This is a genomic window from Parasphingorhabdus sp. (assembly GCF_036964565.1).
GTDB lineage: Bacteria > Pseudomonadota > Alphaproteobacteria > Sphingomonadales > Sphingomonadaceae > Parasphingorhabdus.
Map to the genome: position 1 here is coordinate 50,951 of NZ_JBALTN010000001.1, position 18,784 is coordinate 69,734.

18 protein-coding genes are annotated in these 18,784 nt (G+C 61.8%); 13 read left to right on the plus strand and 5 right to left on the minus strand.

Annotated elements, in window-relative coordinates:
* Window positions 1-3: 3 nt before the first annotated feature.
* The 4 genes from cobT to V7650_RS00205 all read right to left on the minus strand — a co-directional run bounded on the left by cobT (window position 4) and on the right by V7650_RS00205 (window position 5,893).
* The gene (gene cobT, locus V7650_RS00190) at window positions 4-1,824 is read right to left on the minus strand and encodes a cobaltochelatase subunit CobT (protein WP_335654224.1); all 1,821 of its coding nucleotides are present in this window, start codon (window positions 1,822-1,824) and stop codon (window positions 4-6) included.
* An 80-nt stretch (window positions 1,825-1,904) separates the two neighbouring features.
* Window positions 1,905-4,022 (minus strand): transglycosylase domain-containing protein, encoded by a 2,118-nt coding sequence (locus V7650_RS00195; protein ID WP_335654225.1) that lies wholly within the window; start codon window positions 4,020-4,022, stop codon window positions 1,905-1,907.
* A 132-nt stretch (window positions 4,023-4,154) separates the two neighbouring features.
* Window positions 4,155-5,144, minus strand: a complete 990-nt coding sequence (gene cobS, locus V7650_RS00200; RefSeq protein WP_335654226.1) for a cobaltochelatase subunit CobS — start codon at window positions 5,142-5,144, stop codon at window positions 4,155-4,157.
* A 137-nt stretch (window positions 5,145-5,281) separates the two neighbouring features.
* Entirely contained in the window at window positions 5,282-5,893 is a 612-nt protein-coding gene (locus V7650_RS00205; protein ID WP_442955239.1) for a J domain-containing protein, read from the minus strand.
* Between the two features lie 135 nt (window positions 5,894-6,028).
* On the opposite strand from V7650_RS00205, the gene V7650_RS00210 reads away from it, so the two are divergent.
* From V7650_RS00210 to V7650_RS00220, 3 genes are read left to right on the plus strand one after another with little or no spacing between them, the layout of a single operon-like run.
* Window positions 6,029-6,304, plus strand: a complete 276-nt coding sequence (locus tag V7650_RS00210) for a BolA family protein (protein ID WP_335654227.1) — start codon at window positions 6,029-6,031, stop codon at window positions 6,302-6,304.
* The gene (locus V7650_RS00215; RefSeq protein ID WP_335654228.1) at window positions 6,301-6,669 is read left to right on the plus strand and encodes a cupin domain-containing protein; all 369 of its coding nucleotides are present in this window, start codon (window positions 6,301-6,303) and stop codon (window positions 6,667-6,669) included. The genes V7650_RS00210 and V7650_RS00215 overlap by 4 nt, the downstream gene beginning before the upstream one ends.
* On the plus strand, window positions 6,666-7,559 hold the full coding sequence (locus V7650_RS00220; protein ID WP_335654229.1) for a pirin family protein: 894 nt from the start codon (window positions 6,666-6,668) through the stop codon (window positions 7,557-7,559). The genes V7650_RS00215 and V7650_RS00220 overlap by 4 nt, the downstream gene beginning before the upstream one ends.
* A 180-nt stretch (window positions 7,560-7,739) precedes the next feature.
* On the opposite strand, the gene V7650_RS00225 is transcribed toward V7650_RS00220, so the two are convergent.
* Complete coding sequence (locus tag V7650_RS00225; protein ID WP_335654230.1) at window positions 7,740-8,795, minus strand: DUF2332 domain-containing protein; 1,056 nt, start codon at window positions 8,793-8,795, stop codon at window positions 7,740-7,742.
* A 45-nt stretch (window positions 8,796-8,840) separates the two neighbouring features.
* Here V7650_RS00225 and hisG point away from each other — a divergent pair, with 45 nt between their 5' ends.
* The 10 genes from hisG (at window position 8,841) to V7650_RS00275 (ending at window position 18,622) form a co-directional block, all read left to right on the plus strand.
* Complete coding sequence (hisG, locus tag V7650_RS00230) at window positions 8,841-9,494, plus strand: ATP phosphoribosyltransferase (RefSeq protein WP_335654231.1); 654 nt, start codon at window positions 8,841-8,843, stop codon at window positions 9,492-9,494.
* Complete coding sequence (gene hisD / locus V7650_RS00235) at window positions 9,491-10,789, plus strand: histidinol dehydrogenase (RefSeq protein ID WP_335654232.1); 1,299 nt, start codon at window positions 9,491-9,493, stop codon at window positions 10,787-10,789. Before hisG ends, hisD begins: the two co-directional genes overlap by 4 nt.
* Entirely contained in the window at window positions 10,786-11,178 is a 393-nt protein-coding gene (locus tag V7650_RS00240) for a hypothetical protein (protein ID WP_335654233.1), read from the plus strand. Before hisD ends, V7650_RS00240 begins: the two co-directional genes overlap by 4 nt.
* A gap of 33 nt (window positions 11,179-11,211) precedes the next feature.
* The gene (locus V7650_RS00245; RefSeq protein ID WP_335654234.1) at window positions 11,212-11,736 is read left to right on the plus strand and encodes a DUF1993 domain-containing protein; all 525 of its coding nucleotides are present in this window, start codon (window positions 11,212-11,214) and stop codon (window positions 11,734-11,736) included.
* Window positions 11,733-12,179 (plus strand): transcription antitermination factor NusB, encoded by a 447-nt coding sequence (nusB, locus tag V7650_RS00250; protein ID WP_335654235.1) that lies wholly within the window; start codon window positions 11,733-11,735, stop codon window positions 12,177-12,179. The genes V7650_RS00245 and nusB overlap by 4 nt, the downstream gene beginning before the upstream one ends.
* A 30-nt stretch (window positions 12,180-12,209) precedes the next feature.
* A complete protein-coding gene (locus tag V7650_RS00255) occupies window positions 12,210-13,133 on the plus strand; it encodes an alpha/beta hydrolase fold domain-containing protein (RefSeq protein WP_335654236.1) in 924 nt (307 codons plus the stop codon).
* A complete protein-coding gene (gene thiL, locus V7650_RS00260) occupies window positions 13,130-14,065 on the plus strand; it encodes a thiamine-phosphate kinase (RefSeq protein WP_335654237.1) in 936 nt (311 codons plus the stop codon). Before V7650_RS00255 ends, thiL begins: the two co-directional genes overlap by 4 nt.
* A 159-nt stretch (window positions 14,066-14,224) precedes the next feature.
* The gene (locus V7650_RS00265) at window positions 14,225-16,348 is read left to right on the plus strand and encodes a sodium-translocating pyrophosphatase (protein WP_335654238.1); all 2,124 of its coding nucleotides are present in this window, start codon (window positions 14,225-14,227) and stop codon (window positions 16,346-16,348) included.
* A 196-nt stretch (window positions 16,349-16,544) separates the two neighbouring features.
* Window positions 16,545-17,756, plus strand: coding sequence for a GNAT family N-acetyltransferase (locus tag V7650_RS00270; protein ID WP_335654239.1), 1,212 nt, complete (start codon window positions 16,545-16,547; stop codon window positions 17,754-17,756).
* Entirely contained in the window at window positions 17,753-18,622 is an 870-nt protein-coding gene (locus V7650_RS00275) for a transcriptional regulator (protein ID WP_335654240.1), read from the plus strand. The genes V7650_RS00270 and V7650_RS00275 overlap by 4 nt, the downstream gene beginning before the upstream one ends.
* The last annotated feature ends 162 nt before the right edge of the window (window positions 18,623-18,784 follow it).

Sequence of the window (18,784 nt, forward strand, 5' to 3'; positions counted from 1 at the left end):
CTTTCAATCCTCATCAAACAGTCCGGCGAGCTGCTCGACCATCGTGCCGCCCAATTGTTCCGCATCCATGATTGTCACGGCCTTCTTGTAGTAGCGCGTCACATCATGGCCGATGCCGATTGCGACCAGTTGCACCGGCGAACGGCCTTCAATCCACTCGATCACCTTGCGCAGATGGTTTTCCAGATAGGCACCATGGTTGACCGACAGCGTGCTGTCGTCGACCGGGGCTCCGTCTGAGATGACCATCAGGATTCGGCGTTCCTCGGGGCGGGCGATCAGTCGGCTATGTGCCCAGAGCAGCGCCTCGCCGTCGATATTTTCCTTGAGCAGGCCTTCGCGCATCATCAGCCCGAGATTTTTCTTCGCGTGCCGCCAAGGCTCGTCGGCCTTCTTGTAGACGATATGGCGCAGATCGTTGAGCCGTCCGGGATTCACCGGACGATTCGCTGCCAGCCAGTCCTCCCGGGTCTGGCCACCCTTCCACGCGCGGGTCGTAAAGCCGAGAATCTCGGTCTTGACGCCGCAGCGCTCCAATGTCCGGGCCATGATGTCGGCGGAAATGGCGGCGATCGAAATCGGACGGCCGCGCATCGAGCCGCTGTTGTCGATCAGCAGGGTCACAACGGTGTCGCGGAAATCGGTCTCGCGCTCGATCTTGTAGGACAGGCTGTGTGACGGGTTGCTGACCACCCGGGCAAGGCGGGCGGCATCGAGCATGCCCTCTTCCTGGTCGAAGTCCCAGCTGCGGTTCTGCTGCGCCATCAGGCGGCGCTGCAGCCGGTTGGCGAGCTTGGTCACCGCGCCCTGGAGGCTGGTCAGCTGCTGGTCGAGAAAGGCGCGCAGCCGGGTCAGTTCTTCCGCGTCGCAAAGTTCCGTGGCGCTGACGACCTCGTCATATTTTTCGGTCCAGGCGGTATAGTTGAAGCCCGGCGGCAGGTCGGACATGGCGCGGTTGGGCCGGACCGGCATCATGCCATCGTCGCCGGCATCTCCCATCTCCTCTTCCGCGCCTTCTTCCAGTTCCTCGGCATTCTGGTCGCTTTCGCCGTCCTGGCTATCGTCGTCGGAGGGCTCGGACCGCATCTCCGATTCGCCCTGGTCTCCGGTCGCTTCCTCGTCGGCACCATCATCGGTGCTGTCGTCGCTTTCCTCGTCGCTATCATCCTCGGTATCGTCCGCTTCGGATTCGTCGTCGCTCTTGATCAGGTCGAGATGCTGGAGCAACTGGGTCGACAATTTCGCAAAGCTGTTCTGGTCATCCAGAGTCAGATTGAGGCCGTCGAGATCGGCCCCTGCCTCTTCCTCGATCCAGGCGCGGAGCATGTCTAGCCCCTTGACCGTGCCCTGCGGCGGAACCTGGCCGGTCAGCTTTTCGCGGGCGAGTAGCGCGAGCGCGGTGGAAATCGGAACTTCGTCGCGATTTTGCGCCCGGGAAATCGGGTCCGATCGCATGCGCATTTCCAGCGCGGCATTCAGATTGCCCTTGGCGCCGGCCATGCCCCGCGAGCCGAGCGCATCGGTACGGACCTGTTCCAGGGCATCGAAACAGGCGCGCGCCACCGCTTCCTGCGGTGCATTCTTCCGGTGGGTAGCTTCGTCATGGTGGCGCAATTTCAGCGAAAAGCTGTCGGCAAATCCGCGCGCTTCGGCCACCTGTGCGGGTGGCAGGTCGCGCGCCGGCATCGGCACCTTGAGATGCTGGCCAGCCTGCGAAGGGGCTTCTGCGGTATAGGCCAGTTCCAGGTCCGGGTCCCGGGCAATCGAGCGGGCCGCGCCGCCGAGCACGTCTTTGAGGTCATCAAGTTTGGAACGGTCCGCCATAGAAGCGAACAGCTTTAAGCGGAAAGGCGAGGGGAATCAAAGGCCTATTTTCCTGCATTTTGTTAGGTTGTGCGGAGCACCTAGCGAGCGGGTTGCGGAGGACCCTCTTCCGGGCGCCGCTCGATCGCCACGCCTTCGCCGTCAATTTTCACATCGACGGGTATACCGCCGATATCGGTCCCGATCCTGACGCCCTGATCACCATTAATCCGTATTTCGGTGTCGCCCGGTTCTACCGGAATTTCCGGGATCTCCGGGAGATCGAGGGGCGTGACCGGGCCTTCGGGGTCGGGCTTGCTGGCCGGTCTGGACGGGCCAGCGGGTTTCTTGGCCTGGACGGCCTGCTGCATGAAATCCTTCCAGATCCGAGCGGGGAGGCTGCCGCCACTAACACCCTTGAGCGGCTTGTTGTCGTCATTGCCGATCCACACGCCGACAACCAGTCGGTCGTCACCATCACCGGCATAGCCGACAAACAGGGCGTCACGGTTATTCTGGCTGGTGCCGGTCTTGCCGTAGTTGGGGATCGACAGCATCGCACGGCGTCCGGTGCCGTTGTTGACCGCCGACCGGAGCATGGCTTCGATATTGGCATGGGTTCTCGATTCGTAGCGACCCGGCCAATCGAACAGCCATTCCGCCCAGGTCTGGCTGTCTTTCCTGAAGGCATAGGGTACCACCGGCCACTGGTTTGCGGCGACGCCGGCATAAGCCGCAGTCAATTCCATCAGGGTCATCGTCGAGGTGCCAAGCGCCAGGCTGGGATCATCCTCGGCGAGGCCGGACTTTATTCCCAGATTGCGCGCTTCCCGGATCACGGCACGGTCCCCGACCTGGCCGAAGAGGCGCACCGCCGCGACATTGCTCGACTTGGCGAAGGCCTCTTTGAGGGTGATGGAGCCGCGATAATTTTCGCCCGCATTCTTGGGAAGATAACCGCCTTTGGTGATCGGCGTGTCATCGACCAGATCATCGGGCTGCATGCCCGAACGCAGCGCGGCCAGCCACACGAACAGCTTGAAGGTGGAGCCCGGCTGGCGCTTTGCTTGGGTCACGCGGTTGAAAGCGGATTTTGCGTAATCCTTGCCGCCGATCATCGCCACGACTTCCCCGTCGGGACGCATTGCGACCAGCGCGACCTGCGCCTGGCCGAGCGGCGCGCGGGCCACGACGCGGCGGGCGATTTCCTGCATCCGGGAATCGAGCGTCGTCGTCAGCGTCAATTTTTCGTAGCTCAGGTCGGTCAGGGCCCGCGCCTGCGGCATCGCCCAGTCTGCAAAATAGGTGCCGGTGGGCAGGGCGTTTTTGGCCCGCACGTCGAGTCTCGCGATACCCAGACGGTCCGCCTCGTCGCGGGTCAGATAGCCGGCGCTGACCATCGCCGACTTTACCAGTGCTGCCCGTTTTGCGGCCAGCTCCGGGTTGCGGGTCGGGGCGAGACGGGAAGGGGCCTGGACCAGACCGGCCAGCATGATCGCCTGTTCCAGTTTCAGATTTTCAGGCTGGCGGTAGTAATAATGCAGCGAGGCGGCGCGCAGGCCGTAGACATTGTCGCCAAAATAGACGTTGGAAAGATAGCGCTCGAGTATCTGATCCTTGGTCAGCCATGCCTCCAGCCAGAAGGCGATCAGCATTTCGCGCGCCTTGCGGGTCAGGCTGCGTTCGGGCGTCAGGAATGTGGTCTTGGCTAGCTGCTGGGTGATCGTGCTGCCGCCCTGGGTCATGCCGCTGCCCGAAATATTGCTCCACAGGGCGCGAGCCAGCCCTCGCGGGTCGACCCCCCAGTGCGAATAGAAGCGGCGGTCCTCGATTGACAGGAAGGCCTGCTTCACATGGTCGGGCAGTTCCGCGATCCGGACCGGTTCGTCGACCACCGCGCCATTGCGGGCGAACGGCTGTCCGTCGGATGTCAGGAGGGTGATTTGTGGCGGCGCGATCGGTTGCAGGGATTTGGACAGGGGCGCGGTGATCGCGAGATAGGCGATGACCAGGATGAAGGCGAACAGGGCAGCGGCCATGCCGCGGCCGATCCACCACCATTTGCCGCGAGGATCCCGGAGCGGGGCAACCGGTTCTTCGATGCGCGGCGGGATGGCATCGCCATAAGGCTCGTAGAACCGCGTTTCAGCGGTTTTGCGGCTGCCAAACGGCCAGTACCAGCGCCGATGTTCGGTTTCAGAAACGGTTCGGTCGTGCATTAGTCGCTGTATTACAAAAATAATACGGCATTAGCGAGGGAAAATATTCGCGCAGGCTGCCTCACGACGATTAAATTTCAAAGCGCGTCGCTATCCAGCCGGCACTGTTCCGGTGGGCGCGGCGTCTCGTGCTCAGCGCCCCATCACACTCTCTGGCAAATCCTCGCCAAAGACCCGCTGGTAATATTCGGCGACCAGCATCCGTTCTGCCTCGTCGCACTTGTTGAGGAAGGAGAGGCGGAACGCAAAGCCGATATTGTTGAAGATCGCGGCGTTCTGGGCCCAGCTGATCACGGTGCGAGGGCTCATCACGGTGGAAATGTCGCCATTGATGAAGCCCTGCCGCGTCAGGTCGGCGACCTTGATCATGTTGCTCACCGTATCGTCGCCGGCGTCGGGTACCTTCGACAGAATCACCTTGGCTTCGGTCTCAGCCGGCAGATAATTGAGCGTCACCACGATGTTCCAGCGGTCCATCTGGCCCTGGTTGATCTGCTGGGTGCCGTGATAGAGGCCGCTGGTGTCGCCGAGGCCGACCGTGTTGGCGGTAGCGAACAGGCGGAAATAAGGATTGGGGCGGATCACCCGGTTCTGGTCGAGCAGGGTCAGCTTGCCCTCGGCTTCCAGGATCCGCTGAATCACGAACATCACGTCGGGGCGACCAGCGTCATATTCGTCGAATACCAGAGCGGTTGGTGTCTGGAGCGCCCAGGGCAGCAGGCCTTCGCGGAATTCGGTGACCTGCTGGCCGTCCTTCAGGACGATCGCGTCGCGCCCGACCAGATCGATCCGGCTGATATGCGCGTCGAGGTTGATCCGGATGCAGGGCCAGTTGAGTCGCGCGGCGACCTGCTCGATATGGGTCGATTTCCCGGTGCCGTGATAGCCCTGGACCATCACCCGGCGGTTGAAGGCAAAGCCGGCGAGGATCGCGGTGGTGGTTTCGGGATCGAACACATAGGAGGGATCGAGGTCGGGGACGCGCTCGTCCTTCTGGCTGAAGGCGGGGATCTGCATGTCCAGGTCAATACCGAATATTTCGCGCGCATCGACGGTCTTGTCAGGCGCATTCATGATGGTTTCGCCGCTGGTGTCGAGATTGGTATTTGGTATTTCAGTCATGTTCGCCCTTCGAATTTGCTCATCCCCTGGCCCACACCCCTATCATCGGGCCTGTCGAACGACGTTCATCAAAATCGACAGGCGCCGGGGACGGGAAACGTCCATCGACAGGGTCAGGACCAACGGGAATTGGATTCTCATCGAAAATCCGGTGATTCCTTAAGCTGCGTATAGGCCTCGATCACTTTTGCCAACTGTTTCTCGTGACTGCGGTCGCCGCCGTTGCGGTCGGGATGATATTTCCGGACCAGCGCCGAATAGGCGCGCCGTATCTCGCTGCGGCCAATGGCGGGAGAGTCCCGGTCGCCAAGCCCTAGCGTCTTCAGCGCTTTCTGGTCTACGCCGGAAAGCGGCGGGCCTGCATTCTGACGGCGATGGATGCCACCGGCAAAGCGCGCGCCGATTGCGTCGAGCGGATCGGTAAAATCGCTCCAGGCTGGCGCAACGCTGGGACCCGCATCATAAATTCGTCGGCCCGAGTCCCAGCCGCGCACCGGATGCTGCGCCTCGAAAATCTGTTCATGGTCCATGCCGGCAAAAAAATCGTAGCCCTGGTTGAACTCGCGGACATGGTCGAGGCAGAGCCAGCGATATTCGCCCGGACCATCATGGCTGCGGCTGCTGCCATATAGCGGCGGCGCGCGAAATTCTCCGCTTTCCGGGCAGCCTTCGATCGCGCAGGTGCGGCCGTCGGTTTCGACGCGTCCGTGAAAGCGGTTGGGTTTTCTCTTGGGGGAAGTCTCGGTCAAAATCCGTGCGGCTGAGCTTGTCGAAGCCAGTCTGTCCTTTGTGTTGAAACGCCCTTGAGCCTTGCTCGACCTTCGGTTCGACAGGCTCAGCGCTAACGGTTATAGTCAGTATCGAACAAGCAATATGGAGATTCGATGCCCAAAGGTCCAGTCCACAGCGAGATTGAAAAGCGGCTGACCGCCGAACTCGCACCGACCGCGCTCAATGTGATCAACGACAGCGCCAGCCATCACGGGCACGCCGGCGACGATGGCAGCGGAGAGTCGCATTTCACTGTCGAGATTGAAGCCGAGGCCTTCGCCGGACAGTCCCGGCTCAACCGCCAGCGCATGGTCAACCGGGCGCTGGGCGACATGATGCGCGACAAGGTGCACGCGATGGTGATCAAAGCGAAGGCACCGGGTGAATGACGCCGCAAAAGGTCAATCTTGCTCAGGCCTTTGCCAGTTTCTCCGATCCATGGTCGCCGCGGGTCGCCGGTGATATAAACGACATGCAAGTCAAACTCGCCAAGTTTGAAGGCGCGTTTGACTGGCATCACCACGAACGGGAAGACGAGCTGTTCCTGGTGGTGAAGGGCAGGATGCGCATGGGTTTGCGCGACGGCGACATCGACCTTGATGAAGGCGAAATGATCATTGTGCCGCATGGGGTTGAACATCGGCCGGAAGCGTTGACAGAGGAGTGTCACGTGTTGATGCTCGAGCCGAACACGACATTGAACACGGGTGTGGTAGAGACCGAGAGAACCGTCGGCAATCCGGAGAGATTATGACCAGCATTACCCAGACGATCACGCCGACCACCCATGATCTGGGTGAATTCCAGGTCCGCCGGGTGCTGCCGTCGCGCCATCGGCGGATGGTCGGGCCGTTTATCTTCGTCGATGAATTCGGCCCGGCGAGTCTGCCGGAAGGGCCGGGCATGGCGGTGCGGCCGCACCCGCATATCAATCTGGCGACGGTGACCTATTTGTTCGAGGGCGCAATCGACCATCGCGACAGCCTCGGGACGTTCCAGACCATCCGGCCGGGCGCGGTCAACCTGATGACGGCGGGCAGGGGGATTGTCCATTCGGAGCGGTCGCCGCTGGAAATAAAGGACGTCAAGAAGCCGATGTTCGGGATGCAGACCTGGCTGGCCTTGCCCGATGGCCAGGAGGAAATCGAGCCGGCGTTCGAGAATGTCGGCGCGGGCGATCTGCCAATCATCGAGGATGGCGGCGTGAAGGCGAGGGTGATCATGGGCTCGCTCTGGGGGCAGGCGGCTCCGACTACCTGTCATGCCGAGACCATCTATGCCGATATCCTGCTGTCTGCGGGGAGCGCGATCCCGATCGATGCGGAGGCCGATGAACGGGCGGTGATGCTGGTCGACGGCGAGGGGGCGCTGGATGGGGTGCCGCTGGACAAATATCAGCTCTACGTGATTGCGCCGGGTGCAAGCCTATCGCTTGGCTCGCGATCGGGTGGCCGCGCCATGCTGCTCGGCGGCGAGGCTTTTGCCAGCGAGCGGCATGTGTGGTGGAACTTTGTTTCTTCCAGCAAGGACCGGATCGAGCAAGCCAAGGCGGACTGGTTTGAAGGGCGGTTTCCGGTGGTGCCGGGGGATCCGGATGAATTTATTCCGTTGCCCGAGGGCAAGCCGAAGACGATCACGGATTGATTGATCCTCTCCCATAGGGAGAGGCTAAAAGCCTTGGCAATTTATTGCCTTAGCGCAGTCGGTGAGGGGTTTTAACTCTCCAGAGGTCGATAACCCCCTCACCGAGTTCCACTAGTCAGCAAGCTGACAAGTTCCACTTGCCTCTCCCTATGGGAGAGGGCAGTTCAATCTTGCTACCTTTTATCCTTCAAACCATTCGACCCATGCGCCATGAGCATGGGCGCGGCCCAGCAGCGCCGGTTCCTCGCCGCCGGGCCAGTAGCGGATGACCAGTTCGTGGCTGAACGTTTTGCGATTGGTCTCCAGCGACATCCACGCCAGCGGCTTGTCCAGGGTCGCTTTCTTGCCCGCTGTTTCCATCGCGGCGGTAATCCGGTCCTTGGTCTCCTGCGGCAGATATTGCCAGACGATCGAATGCATCAGCACCCGGGTCACGCCGCGCTCCTGCGGCCGGGTCAACTGCTCTTCGGTCCAATTGGCCGCATCGGCCTTGGCCACATCGGGCGGATCCATTTTGGCGAGCGCGATCGACGCTTCGATCCGCTTGAAGCGATCGGGCATTTCCGGCCAGATATAGCCTTTCAGCCGTGCCGCGGTTTCCTCATCGGTGAGATCGATCGGATTCTGGTCGCAGCCGCGGGCGCTGACGATCTCGACGGGTGCCTCGGGCGGAGGCGGGCCGCGCCATTCCGGCCTGATCCGCATCGGCGAATCCGCTGGACCGGCCTCGACGCCGGCCAGATTGTAGTGATAGCGGCCCATCATCGTGTTCACCCCGGCGCTGGCACCGAGTTCCAGCAGTTCGAATCGCGGACCGACCCGCCCCGACAGCCAGAGCAGGCCAGCCATGAAACTCGCCGAGCGGCCGGATTCGTTGGTCTGCGGCGGGCTGTCGAACCAGGGCAGCAATTCGGCGTCATGATCCGCGACGACCTCGCCGACCAGCTGGTCGATCTGGTCCTGATCGGTGATCCGGCCTTCGTAAATATCCCCCAAGCGCGGTTCCTCGCCGCTGAGATAGAGATGGTGGAGACCGCCGGTCAGGCGCAGCGGCATCGCGTCTTCCAGCGGCTTTCCCGGCCAGTGCGCGATCTTCTTTCCGCACGCAGTGGGGCCATTCATCAGGGCAAGCTGAGCCAGGATGACCGAAGCGGTGACCGGCGCGTCGTTGCGCCGGCAATGTTCGGCCTGGCCGCGCATTCCGGCAGTGATATCCTCGACGTCCAAAATATCCATAACTCGTTGCCCTTTGCCCTGTGAAGCCCTAAAGCCGCGGCCACCATGGCCGAACCACTGATCTTTGCAATTCCGAAAGGGAGGATTCTCGACGATGCCTTGCCGCTCCTTGAGCAGGCGGGGATTGTGCCGGAAGACGCCTTTTTTGACAAGTCCAACCGCAGCCTGAAATTCGCGACCAACCTGCCGCACATGGCGATCATTCGGGTGCGGGCGTTCGATGTCGCGACCTTCGTCGCACATGGCGCCGCGCAGATCGGCATTGTCGGTTCGGACGTGATCGAGGAATTCGGCTATAGCGAGCTGTACGCGCCGGTCGATCTCGGCATCGGACGCTGCCGGCTTTCGGTGGCGCAGCCGAAGGATGATGCGGAAGAGGTGGGCAATGTCTCGCATCTGCGGGTGGCGACCAAATATCCCAATCTGACCAGCCGCTATTTCGAGAGCAAGGGCATCCAGGCGGAATGTGTGAAGCTGAACGGGGCGATGGAACTCGCGCCGTCGCTGGGCCTGTCGCGGCATATCGTCGACCTGGTCGAATCGGGCAGCACGCTGAAGGCCAATGACCTGGTCGAGACCGACCGGATTCTCGAGATTTCGGGCCGTCTGGTCGTCAACCGCGCGGCGTTCAAGATGCGCAGCGCCGAGCTGACGCCGCTGGTGCAGAAGTTTCGCGAGCTGGCGGGGCAGGTCGGATGACCTTCCGGATGGCCATTGGCGAACCCGGTTTTGCCGAGGCGTTTGACGCGCTGGTCAATGCGCGGCGCGAGGCGGATGCTGATGTTTCTGCCGATGTCAGGGCGATCATCGGGGAGGTTCGGGATCAGGGCGACGCGGCGTTGGCGCGGCTGACCCGCAAGTTTGACCGGCATGACCTAGAGCAGACCGGATGGCGCGTCGAGAAGGCCGAATCCGCTGCCGCATTGGAGGGATTGGAAGCTTCCCTGCGGGTGGCGCTGGAACTGGCGGCCTTGAGAATTCGTGATTACCATGAAGGACAACTCCCTGAAAACAGGGACTATATGGATGAGGCTGGAGTCCGCATCGGGGCGCGCTGGAACGCGGTGGAGCGCGCCGGCATCTATATTCCCGGTGGTCGCGCGGCCTATCCCTCGTCGGTGCTGATGAACGCGATTCCGGCCAAGGCGGCGGGTGTCGAGCATATCATCATGGTGACGCCGGCACCCGATGGCTACATCAACCCGTTGGTGCTGGCAGCGGCCGAACTGGCTGGCGTAAGTGAAATCTGGCGGATTGGCGGCGCGCAGGCAGTGGCAGCGCTCGCTTATGGTACCGAGAAGATCAAAGCGGTCGATGTCATCACCGGCCCGGGCAATGCCTGGGTCGCCGAGGCGAAGCGGCAGGTATTCGGCGTGGTCGGGATCGACATGGTCGCCGGCCCGTCGGAAATCGTGGTTGTAGCCGACGGCAAGAATGATCCGGACTGGATCGCCGCCGACCTGCTCAGCCAGGCGGAACATGATCCGACCAGCCAGTCGATCCTGTTCACAGACGATACAAGCTTTGCCGATCAAGTTGCTGCCAAGATAAAGGAACAGCTGGGCGTGCTGGCCACATCCGAAACCGCGACGACCAGCTGGAATGACAATGGCGCGATCATCGTCGTCGAGCGGCTCGAGCAGGCTCTGCCTTTGGTAGACCGGCTGGCCGCCGAACATCTCGAACTGGCGGTCGATGATCCCGACGCGCTGTTCAGGAAGGTCCGCCACGCCGGATCGGTGTTTCTCGGCCGTCACACCCCGGAAGCGGTTGGCGACTATGTTGCCGGTCCGAACCACGTTCTGCCCACCGGTCGCCGGGCGCGTTTTTCGTCGGGCCTTTCGGTGACCGATTTCATGAAGCGCACCAGCTTCATCCACTGCGACGAACGGGCGCTGGCCAATATCGGCCCGGCGGCGGTGGCGCTCGCAGAAGCAGAAGGCTTGCCCGCCCATGCCGCCAGCGTGAGAAAAAGGTTGAAGCACCTTCCATGAGAGAACCTGACCCATTGATAGATGGCTGGTTTCTCAGAGATAGTGAGGCCACCCACGCGGAGGCCCCCGATACGTTTTCGATTCCAAGTGAACAAGAACGACAATCACTGGCGGTCGGGGATTTCGCGAAACTAGTTTTCGAAATTTGGGTAGATGATCCGGAAGAGTCCGCTTCTGTTGAGCGTATGTGGGTGATAGTGTCGGAGGTCTTGGAGAATAGCTATATCGGCATTTTGGATAACGAGCCCGATGGTATTGAAAAGAACGACGACTTCTGGTGTGGCTCTGAAATTCCATTTGGTGCAAAGCACATTATTCAGATCGATAAGGCGGATGAGAAATCAATCGCAATCGCTCAATCCGTACCATTAACCAGATGGCCCAGATAACATGACTGCAAAATCATCCGAAAGGTGATGCCCATGACCATTTCCCTATATGATGCCGTAATTCCGAGCCAGCTGCAGATCATTGCTTCGGTTCGCAAGCTGGTCGACAAGGCCAAGGCCCATTGCGAGGCCGAGGGCACGGCGCCAGAAGAAATTATCGGCGCGCGGCTGATCGCTGACATGCAGCCTTTCTCCTACCAGGTGAAATGCTGCCGCGAACATTCGCTGGGTGCGATCGAAGCGGTTCGCGAGGGCGTATTCACTCCGAGCCTGGCAGCACCGCCCAGCGACTGGGCAGGGCTTTACGAGAAACTCGATGAAGCAAAGGCCGGTCTCGAAGCGGTCAGCGAAGCGGAAATGGAAGGCTTTGTCGGCCAGCATATGGAGTTCCGGTTCAAGGATACGGTGATGCCGTTCACCGCCGAACATTTCCTGATGAGCTTTGCCCAGCCCAATTTCTATTTCCACGCCACGACCGCCTACGACCTGCTGCGCGAGCGCGGGTTCAAGATCGGCAAGATGGATTTCGTCGGCATGCCCCGGATGAAAAGATCATGACCGCAAAATCGACATCCCGATCCGCTGCCCGGCTCGCTGCCGTGCAGGCGCTGTTCCAGCACCAGATGGAAAAGACGCCGGTGCCGAAGCTGCTCAAGGAATTTCACGACCATCGGCTTGGCCATGAAATCGAGGATGACCAATATCATCCGGCCGAGCGCGACTTTTTCGATGACCTGGTCATTGGCGTCACTTCGCGGATGGAGGAAATCGACCAGCTTGTCGCCTCGAAGCTGGCTTCGGGATGGACCATCGGTCGTCTCGACAAGACCATGCTGCAGATTCTGCGCGCCGGTACCTTTGAATTGGTCGCACAAGAGGAAGTGCCGGTCGCAACGGTGATTGACGAATATCTCGATGTTGCGCATGCGTTTTTCAGCAAGAAGGATGCGGGCTTCGTCAACGGGCTGCTCGATAGCATCGCAAAACAGGTAAGGGGCTGAACGCTGCCCCGGCCGAGACTGGGGAAGTGATTGTCCGATTTTCTGAAACGACTGGATCCCGCCTTCCGTGACATGATCGCGGCGGAAGGTCCCTATATATTCGAGATCCTGAAATCGGACGTGGCGGCCGCGCGCGCGGCGCTGGACACGCTGTTTGCACAGCTGGCTGCCGATCTGCCCGAATATGACGGCCAGAAGGACGAATATCACATGCCGGGACTGGCGGGCGAGCCCGAGGTTGCGGTGATCGAATATCGCGCGCGCGATCTGCTGTTTCCGGATTGCGTCATCATCTGGCTGCACGGCGGCGGCTACATGATGGGCAGTGCCGATGACCTGTCGGCCCAGAGCTATTCGACGCTGGCGCCGGTGATCTCGGTCGACTACCGGATGGCGCCGGAGCATCGCTCGCCGGCAGCGGCCCGCGACGTCTGCGCGGTGATCGAACGGGTGGCGGAAAACCGGAAGCCGCGCAAGATCATCCTTGCCGGACCGAGCGCGGGCGGCGGCCTGGCCGCAAGCGCCGCGCTGCTCAACCGCGACCGGGGTGGACCGGACATCGCCTTCCAGCTGCTGATCTACCCGATGCTGGACGACCGGCATGACACGCCGTCGGGCCATATGGATATTCCGCCCTCGACCTGGACGCGCGAAACCTCGCTCCATGCCTGGTCGCTCTATGCCGAGGAAGAGGGTGCCAGCGCTTATGCCGCGGCGGCCCGGGCAACCGATCTTGCGGGACTGCCGCCCGCCTATATCATGTGCGGCGATCTCGACCTGTTTTTCGACGAAGACATTTTCTATGCAAACCGGCTTCGTTCATCCGGTGTTCCGGTTGAGCTTGCTATCTACCCAGGCGCGCCGCACGGTTTCAACGGATTTGCCCCTCAGGCAGCGGTCAGCAAGCGCGCCAACGCTTCCATCAGAATGGCACTGGAGCACGCCCTGTCTTGAGCGAACTGGATTTCATTGACCGGCTGAAAGCCATCACCACCCATCCGGCTGCTCGCGGCCTGGTCGACGATGTCGCAATGATGCCGTTCGGACGGCACAAGCTGGTGATGACCCACGACATGATGGTTGAGGGCGTGCATTTCCTGCGCGACGCCGATCCCGCCGATGTCGCGTGGAAGCTGGTCGCGGTCAACCTGTCCGATCTGGCGGCCAAGGGCGCAAAGCCGCTCGGCATCTTGCTCGGCTACGGCCGCACCGCCGGGGACCAGTGGGACGCGGCCTTTGTCGAGGGCCTGAAGCAGGCGATCGACCGCTTTGCGGTGCCGCTGCTCGGCGGCGACACGGTGGCAATGGGCGAGGATGCCCCGCGAACCTTTGGCCTGACCGCGATCGGCGAGGCTAAGGGCCATATCGTACCGTCGCGCAGCAACGCCCGGCCGGGTCACGCGGTCTATGTCACCGGCACCATCGGCGATGCCTGGGCCGGCCTGCAGATCGCCTCGGGACTGCTTCGGTCAAGCGATATCGACACCACGGCCTTCCTGCTGAAAGCGCATACCCGTCCACTCCCCCGACTGGAGGAGGGCAGGATATTGTCGAACCTGGTCAGCAGCATGATGGATGTTTCGGACGGCCTGCTGCTCGATGCGTCGCGGATCGCCGCTGCCAGCGGCGTGCAGATCGAGATCGACCTGGCCGAAGTCCCCCTGTCAAAACAGTTTCAGACGCTGGTCGGTGACGACAAGGAAGCGCGGCTCAGCGCCGCATCGGGTGGCGACGACTATCAGCTGCTGCTCACCGCCACCCCGGGAACCGTCCTGCCGATTCCGCTGACCTGTGTCGGAACCTGTCGGCCGGGTGCCGGCCTCACTCTGCACAGCCATGGCGAGCGGCTCGACCTGCCGGAACATCTGGGTTTCGTGCACGCCTGAACCGGCCGCCATTCGGCCGGTCGGACCGGTCCCTGTCAACCTCTCTGCCCCATCAAAATCAGGGCTTGCGCGATTTGCGTTTCCCGCACTATAGCCAAGGCCTCAACAGCCCCGAGGATACGGGGCGTTTTAGTATGAACCATAGGGGAGAGTGCAGCGATGACGGTTGTCACCATTTCAATTTTATGCGGTTTTGTCGCCATATTATACGGCTTCATAACCAGCCGCCAGGTGCTCAATGCGCCGGCCGGCAACGAAAAAATGCAATCCATCGCGGGCGCGATCCAAGAAGGCGCCCAAGCCTATCTGAACCGCCAATATCGCGCGATCGGTCTCGTCGGCATCGTCGTCGCGGTTCTGGTCTTCATCTTCCTCGGTACCATTTCAACGGTCGGCTTCCTGCTCGGCGCGATCCTGTCGGGCGTCGCGGGCTATATCGGCATGAACATCTCGGTTCGTGCCAATGTCCGCACCGCCCAGGGTGCCAGCGAAAGCCTGCAGACGGGACTGACCGTCGCGTTTCGCGCCGGCGCGGTGACCGGCATGCTGGTCGCGGGTCTGGCGCTGCTCGCCATCTCGATCTTCTTCTACGTGCTGACCACCCAGATGGGCATGGCGGCCAATGACCGCACGGTGATTGACTCGCTGGTTGCGCTGGCCTTTGGCGCTTCGCTGATCTCGATCTTTGCCCGGCTTGGCGGCGGTATCTTCACCAAGGCCGCAGACGTCGGCGCCGATCTGGTCGGCAAGGTCGAAGCCGGCATCCCCGAGGATGATCCACGCAACCCTGCGACCATCGCGGATAATGTCGGCGACAATGTCGGCGACTGCGCCGGCATGGCGGCCGACCTGTTCGAGACCTATGTCGTGACCGTCGGTGCGACGATGGTGCTGCTGGCGCTGCTGTTTGGCGATCTGGTTGGCAGCACAATGCTGGCCGACCTGATGGCGCTGCCGCTGATTGTCGGCGGTGTCTGCATCCTGACGTCGATCATCGGCACCTATATGGTCCGGCTCGGCAAGGGCACCAATATCATGGGCGCGCTGTACAAGGGTTTCATCACCACTGCGGTGCTTTCGATCCCGGCGATCTATTATGTTACCTTCCAGACGCTCGGCGACATGAACACGCCGATTGGCGTCGCGCTTGACGGAACCGGCGGGTTTACCGGCATGGCCCTGTTCTGGTCGATGATGGTCGGCCTGGCCGTTACCGGCCTGATCATCTGGATCACCGAATATTATACCGGCACGCAATATCGTCCGGTGCGGTCGATCGCCAAATCTTCGGAAACCGGCCACGGCACCAACGTGATCCAGGGTCTGGCAATTTCGATGGAAGCCACGGCGCTGCCGACACTGGTGATCGTTGTCGGTATTGTCATTGCGTTCCAGCTTGCCGGTCTGATCGGTATCGCCTTTGCCGCTACCGCGATGCTGGCGCTTGCCGGAATGGTCGTGGCGCTAGACGCTTATGGACCGGTGACGGATAACGCGGGCGGCATCGCCGAAATGGCGGGCCTGGACGAAAGCGTTCGCAACAAGACCGATGCGCTCGACGCCGTCGGCAACACCACCAAGGCGGTGACCAAGGGCTATGCCATCGGTTCTGCCGGTCTGGCGGCGCTGGTATTGTTCTCGGCCTATACCGCTGACCTGAAGGAGTTCTTCCCGAACCTCGAGGTCAGCTTCAGCCTGGAAAATCCCTATGTGATCGTGGGCCTGCTGCTGGGTGCGTTGCTGCCCTATCTGTTCGGCTCGATGGGCATGACAGCGGTGGGCCGCGCGGCTGGCGACGTCGTGAAAGATGTCCGCGAGCAGTTTGCGAGTGATCCCGGCATCATGGCGGGTACGTCGCGTCCGAACTACGCCCGGACCGTGGATCTGGTGACCAAGGCGGCGATCAAGGAAATGATCCTGCCATCGCTGTTGCCGGTGCTGGCGCCGATCGTGGTCTATTTTGCGATCACCGCTGTCGCGGGGCAGGCCAACGGCTTTGCCGCGCTGGGTGCGCTGCTGCTCGGCGTGATCGTGTCCGGCCTGTTTGTCGCGCTGTCGATGACAGCCGGTGGCGGGGCCTGGGACAATGCCAAGAAATATATCGAGGACGGCAATCACGGCGGCAAGGGTTCGGAAGCGCACAAGGCAGCGGTAACCGGCGATACGGTCGGCGATCCCTACAAGGATACCGCTGGTCCTGCCGTCAACCCGATGATCAAGATCACCAATATCGTCGCATTGCTGCTGCTCGCAGCGCTCTATGCGGCGCAGGGCGGGGTGTAAAAGCAAAGCCGCAACGCGGATTGGCCGCCGGACCCAAGGGCGACCGATCACCAATTTCCACCCCGCCGGAAGCAATTCCGGCGGGGTTTTTTCTGACTGCCGATCCCGAAAGACCGCGCGGACGGCGTTAATCACATATTACCCCTTTTCCGCTAGCTGGAGAGCCTGAACGGACGGTGCGAGCAGGCAGATGGATTTGAGTGGACTGCAGAGTTTTGAAGGCAAGGATATCTGTGCGAACCGGTTTCGCGATGGCTTGGCCGCATCCGAATGCCAGGCGATATTGCATCCGGCTGGCCAGATTGATGCCCGTCTGGCCGAAGCTTGGGGCGACCTCGCCATGGCGGCGAGCGAACCCAATATATTCTACGAACACTGGTTTCTCCGCCCGGGGCTCGAACGTTTCGACCATCATCCGGACCTCAGGCTCTTCCTGCTGTGGGCCGGCGAGCCCGGTCATTCCCTGCTGCTTGGCCTGCTCCCGCTTGGCCCCGACAGCCGGTTCGGACGCTGGCCGGTGCCGCATGTCCAGAACTGGATGCACCACAATTGCTTTCTCGGGACGCCGCTGGTCCGCAAGGGGTTTGAACAGGCGTTCTGGGAACAGTTGCTGATCGTCCTCGACGGCAGCAACTGGCCGGGCTTTCTCCATATCAACGGCATGACGATCGGCGGACCGCTGGACCGGGCCCTTCGCGTGGTGGCCAGGGCACAGAAGCGGCGCTGCGATCTGGTGTACAGCGAGGCGCGGGCGCTGTTGCAAAGCGATCTCGGCTCCCAGGCCTATTTCGAGGCAACCGTGCGCGGAAAGAAGCGCAAGGAGTTGCGGCGACAGACCAAGCGCCTGGCGGAGCTTGGCGATGTGACGTTCCATCACCGCACCGACGCGGAGGATCTGGACCGCTGGATCGACGAATTTCTGCAGCTGGAGCGACAGGGCTGGAAAGGCTATGGCGGTTCCGCGCTCGATTCCTCCGATCAGACAAGGGAATTTTTTCGCGACGTGCTGCGCGGGGCTGCCCGCGGCGGGCAACTGGAGCGGCATGATATCCGTCTGGAGGGCACGCCGCTGGTGATGCTGGTGAATTTCCACAGCGGCGCCGGCAGCTTTTCGTTCAAGACCGCGTTTGACGAGGCCTTCGCCCGCTTTTCGCCGGGCGTCTTGCTGCAGATCGAGAATCTGCGCCTGCTGGACAGGCCGGAGCTTGACTGGATGGACAGCTGCGCGGCCGAAAATCATTCGATGATCGACAGCCTGTGGTCCGGCCGCCGCCATATCGGCCGCTTTTCCGTGGAACTGGAGGGCGTTTCGCGGCGAACGGTCTTTCGCGGTCTGCGGCTCGGCGAGGAGCTGATGGGCAGGCTCAAGGGGCGCACAATCATCGATCCGACAGAGGGACAGGCATGAACCAGATTTCCGGCAGGGACAGCTTTCGGCAGCATGTGTTCGGGGACGAGGGCCGGCGGCAATTCGACGCCTGCTATCCCGAGCAGCCGCGGCTGCTCGATCACCATATGCAGGCGCACGAGCTGCTGACGCTCGATGCGCTGGCCCGGCTGGGGGCGACGCTGCCCGGGAAGAGCGTCGAATATAATCCGGGCGACCTGCCGGTCGGGATCCGGCCGGAGGACGTGCCAGCCAATGGCCTGAGCATCGGCGACACGATCCGGATGATCGACCAGGCGGCGAGCTGGGCGGTGCTCAAGAATATCGAGCAGGTGCCGGCATATGAGGCGCTGCTGCTTGGGCTGCTCGCCGAGATCCGGCCGATCCTGGAGGCAAAGACCGGGCAGATGCTGAAGCCGCAGGGCTTTGTCTTCGTGTCCTCGCCGGGGGCGGTGACGCCCTATCATTTCGATCCGGAGCATAATATCCTGCTGCAGCTGCGCGGCGAGAAATGGATGACGGTCTTTCCCGCTGGCGACCCGCGCTTTGCCGCCGACGAAATCCACGAGGGCTATCATCTCGGCGGCCACCGCAATCTGGTCTGGCAGGATGATTTCGAGGCCGAGGGCGTTCGCCACCACCTGACCCCGGGCAAGGCGATCTTCGTACCGGTGATGGCGCCGCATTTTGTCCAGAACGGGCCGGAGCCGAGCATCTCGCTGTCGATCACCTGGCGTTCGGACTGGAGCTTTGCCGAGGCGGACGCGCGGGCGTTTAACGGCTGGCTGCGGCGGCGGGGGCTGACGCCCAGGGCACCTGGGCGGTTTCCGGCGCGCAACCGGGCGAAGGCGCTGGGCTGGCGGGTGCTGAGGAAGCTGGGGGTCTAGCGCCACTATCGGCGCCGACCGTAGCGGCCTCCTCGGCAAGGATCTGGGTCTGGGATCTGGGTCTGGGATTGGGGGGCAAGGGGCGGAGACTTACCGCTCAGCTATCTTTCTCGGGTTTCCCCTTTCAATCGTGCCGGCCCTGCTTATATGTAATGATATAAC

What these genes read in the sequence shown, in the direction of transcription:
- cobT (WP_335654224.1), bottom strand. Translation starts at nt 1,824, where the DNA reads ATGGCGGACCGTTCCAAACTTGATGACCTCAAAGACGTGCTCGGCGGC.
- V7650_RS00195 (WP_335654225.1), bottom strand. Translation starts at nt 4,022, where the DNA reads ATGCACGACCGAACCGTTTCTGAAACCGAACATCGGCGCTGGTACTGG.
- cobS (WP_335654226.1), bottom strand. Translation starts at nt 5,144, where the DNA reads ATGACTGAAATACCAAATACCAATCTCGACACCAGCGGCGAAACCATC.
- V7650_RS00210 (WP_335654227.1), top strand. Translation starts at nt 6,029, where the DNA reads ATGCCCAAAGGTCCAGTCCACAGCGAGATTGAAAAGCGGCTGACCGCC.
- V7650_RS00215 (WP_335654228.1), top strand. Translation starts at nt 6,301, where the DNA reads ATGACGCCGCAAAAGGTCAATCTTGCTCAGGCCTTTGCCAGTTTCTCC.
- V7650_RS00220 (WP_335654229.1), top strand. Translation starts at nt 6,666, where the DNA reads ATGACCAGCATTACCCAGACGATCACGCCGACCACCCATGATCTGGGT.
- V7650_RS00225 (WP_335654230.1), bottom strand. Translation starts at nt 8,795, where the DNA reads ATGGATATTTTGGACGTCGAGGATATCACTGCCGGAATGCGCGGCCAG.
- hisG (WP_335654231.1), top strand. Translation starts at nt 8,841, where the DNA reads ATGGCCGAACCACTGATCTTTGCAATTCCGAAAGGGAGGATTCTCGAC.
- hisD (WP_335654232.1), top strand. Translation starts at nt 9,491, where the DNA reads ATGACCTTCCGGATGGCCATTGGCGAACCCGGTTTTGCCGAGGCGTTT.
- V7650_RS00240 (WP_335654233.1), top strand. Translation starts at nt 10,786, where the DNA reads ATGAGAGAACCTGACCCATTGATAGATGGCTGGTTTCTCAGAGATAGT.
- V7650_RS00245 (WP_335654234.1), top strand. Translation starts at nt 11,212, where the DNA reads ATGACCATTTCCCTATATGATGCCGTAATTCCGAGCCAGCTGCAGATC.
- nusB (WP_335654235.1), top strand. Translation starts at nt 11,733, where the DNA reads ATGACCGCAAAATCGACATCCCGATCCGCTGCCCGGCTCGCTGCCGTG.
- V7650_RS00265 (WP_335654238.1), top strand. Translation starts at nt 14,225, where the DNA reads ATGACGGTTGTCACCATTTCAATTTTATGCGGTTTTGTCGCCATATTA.
- V7650_RS00275 (WP_335654240.1), top strand. Translation starts at nt 17,753, where the DNA reads ATGAACCAGATTTCCGGCAGGGACAGCTTTCGGCAGCATGTGTTCGGG.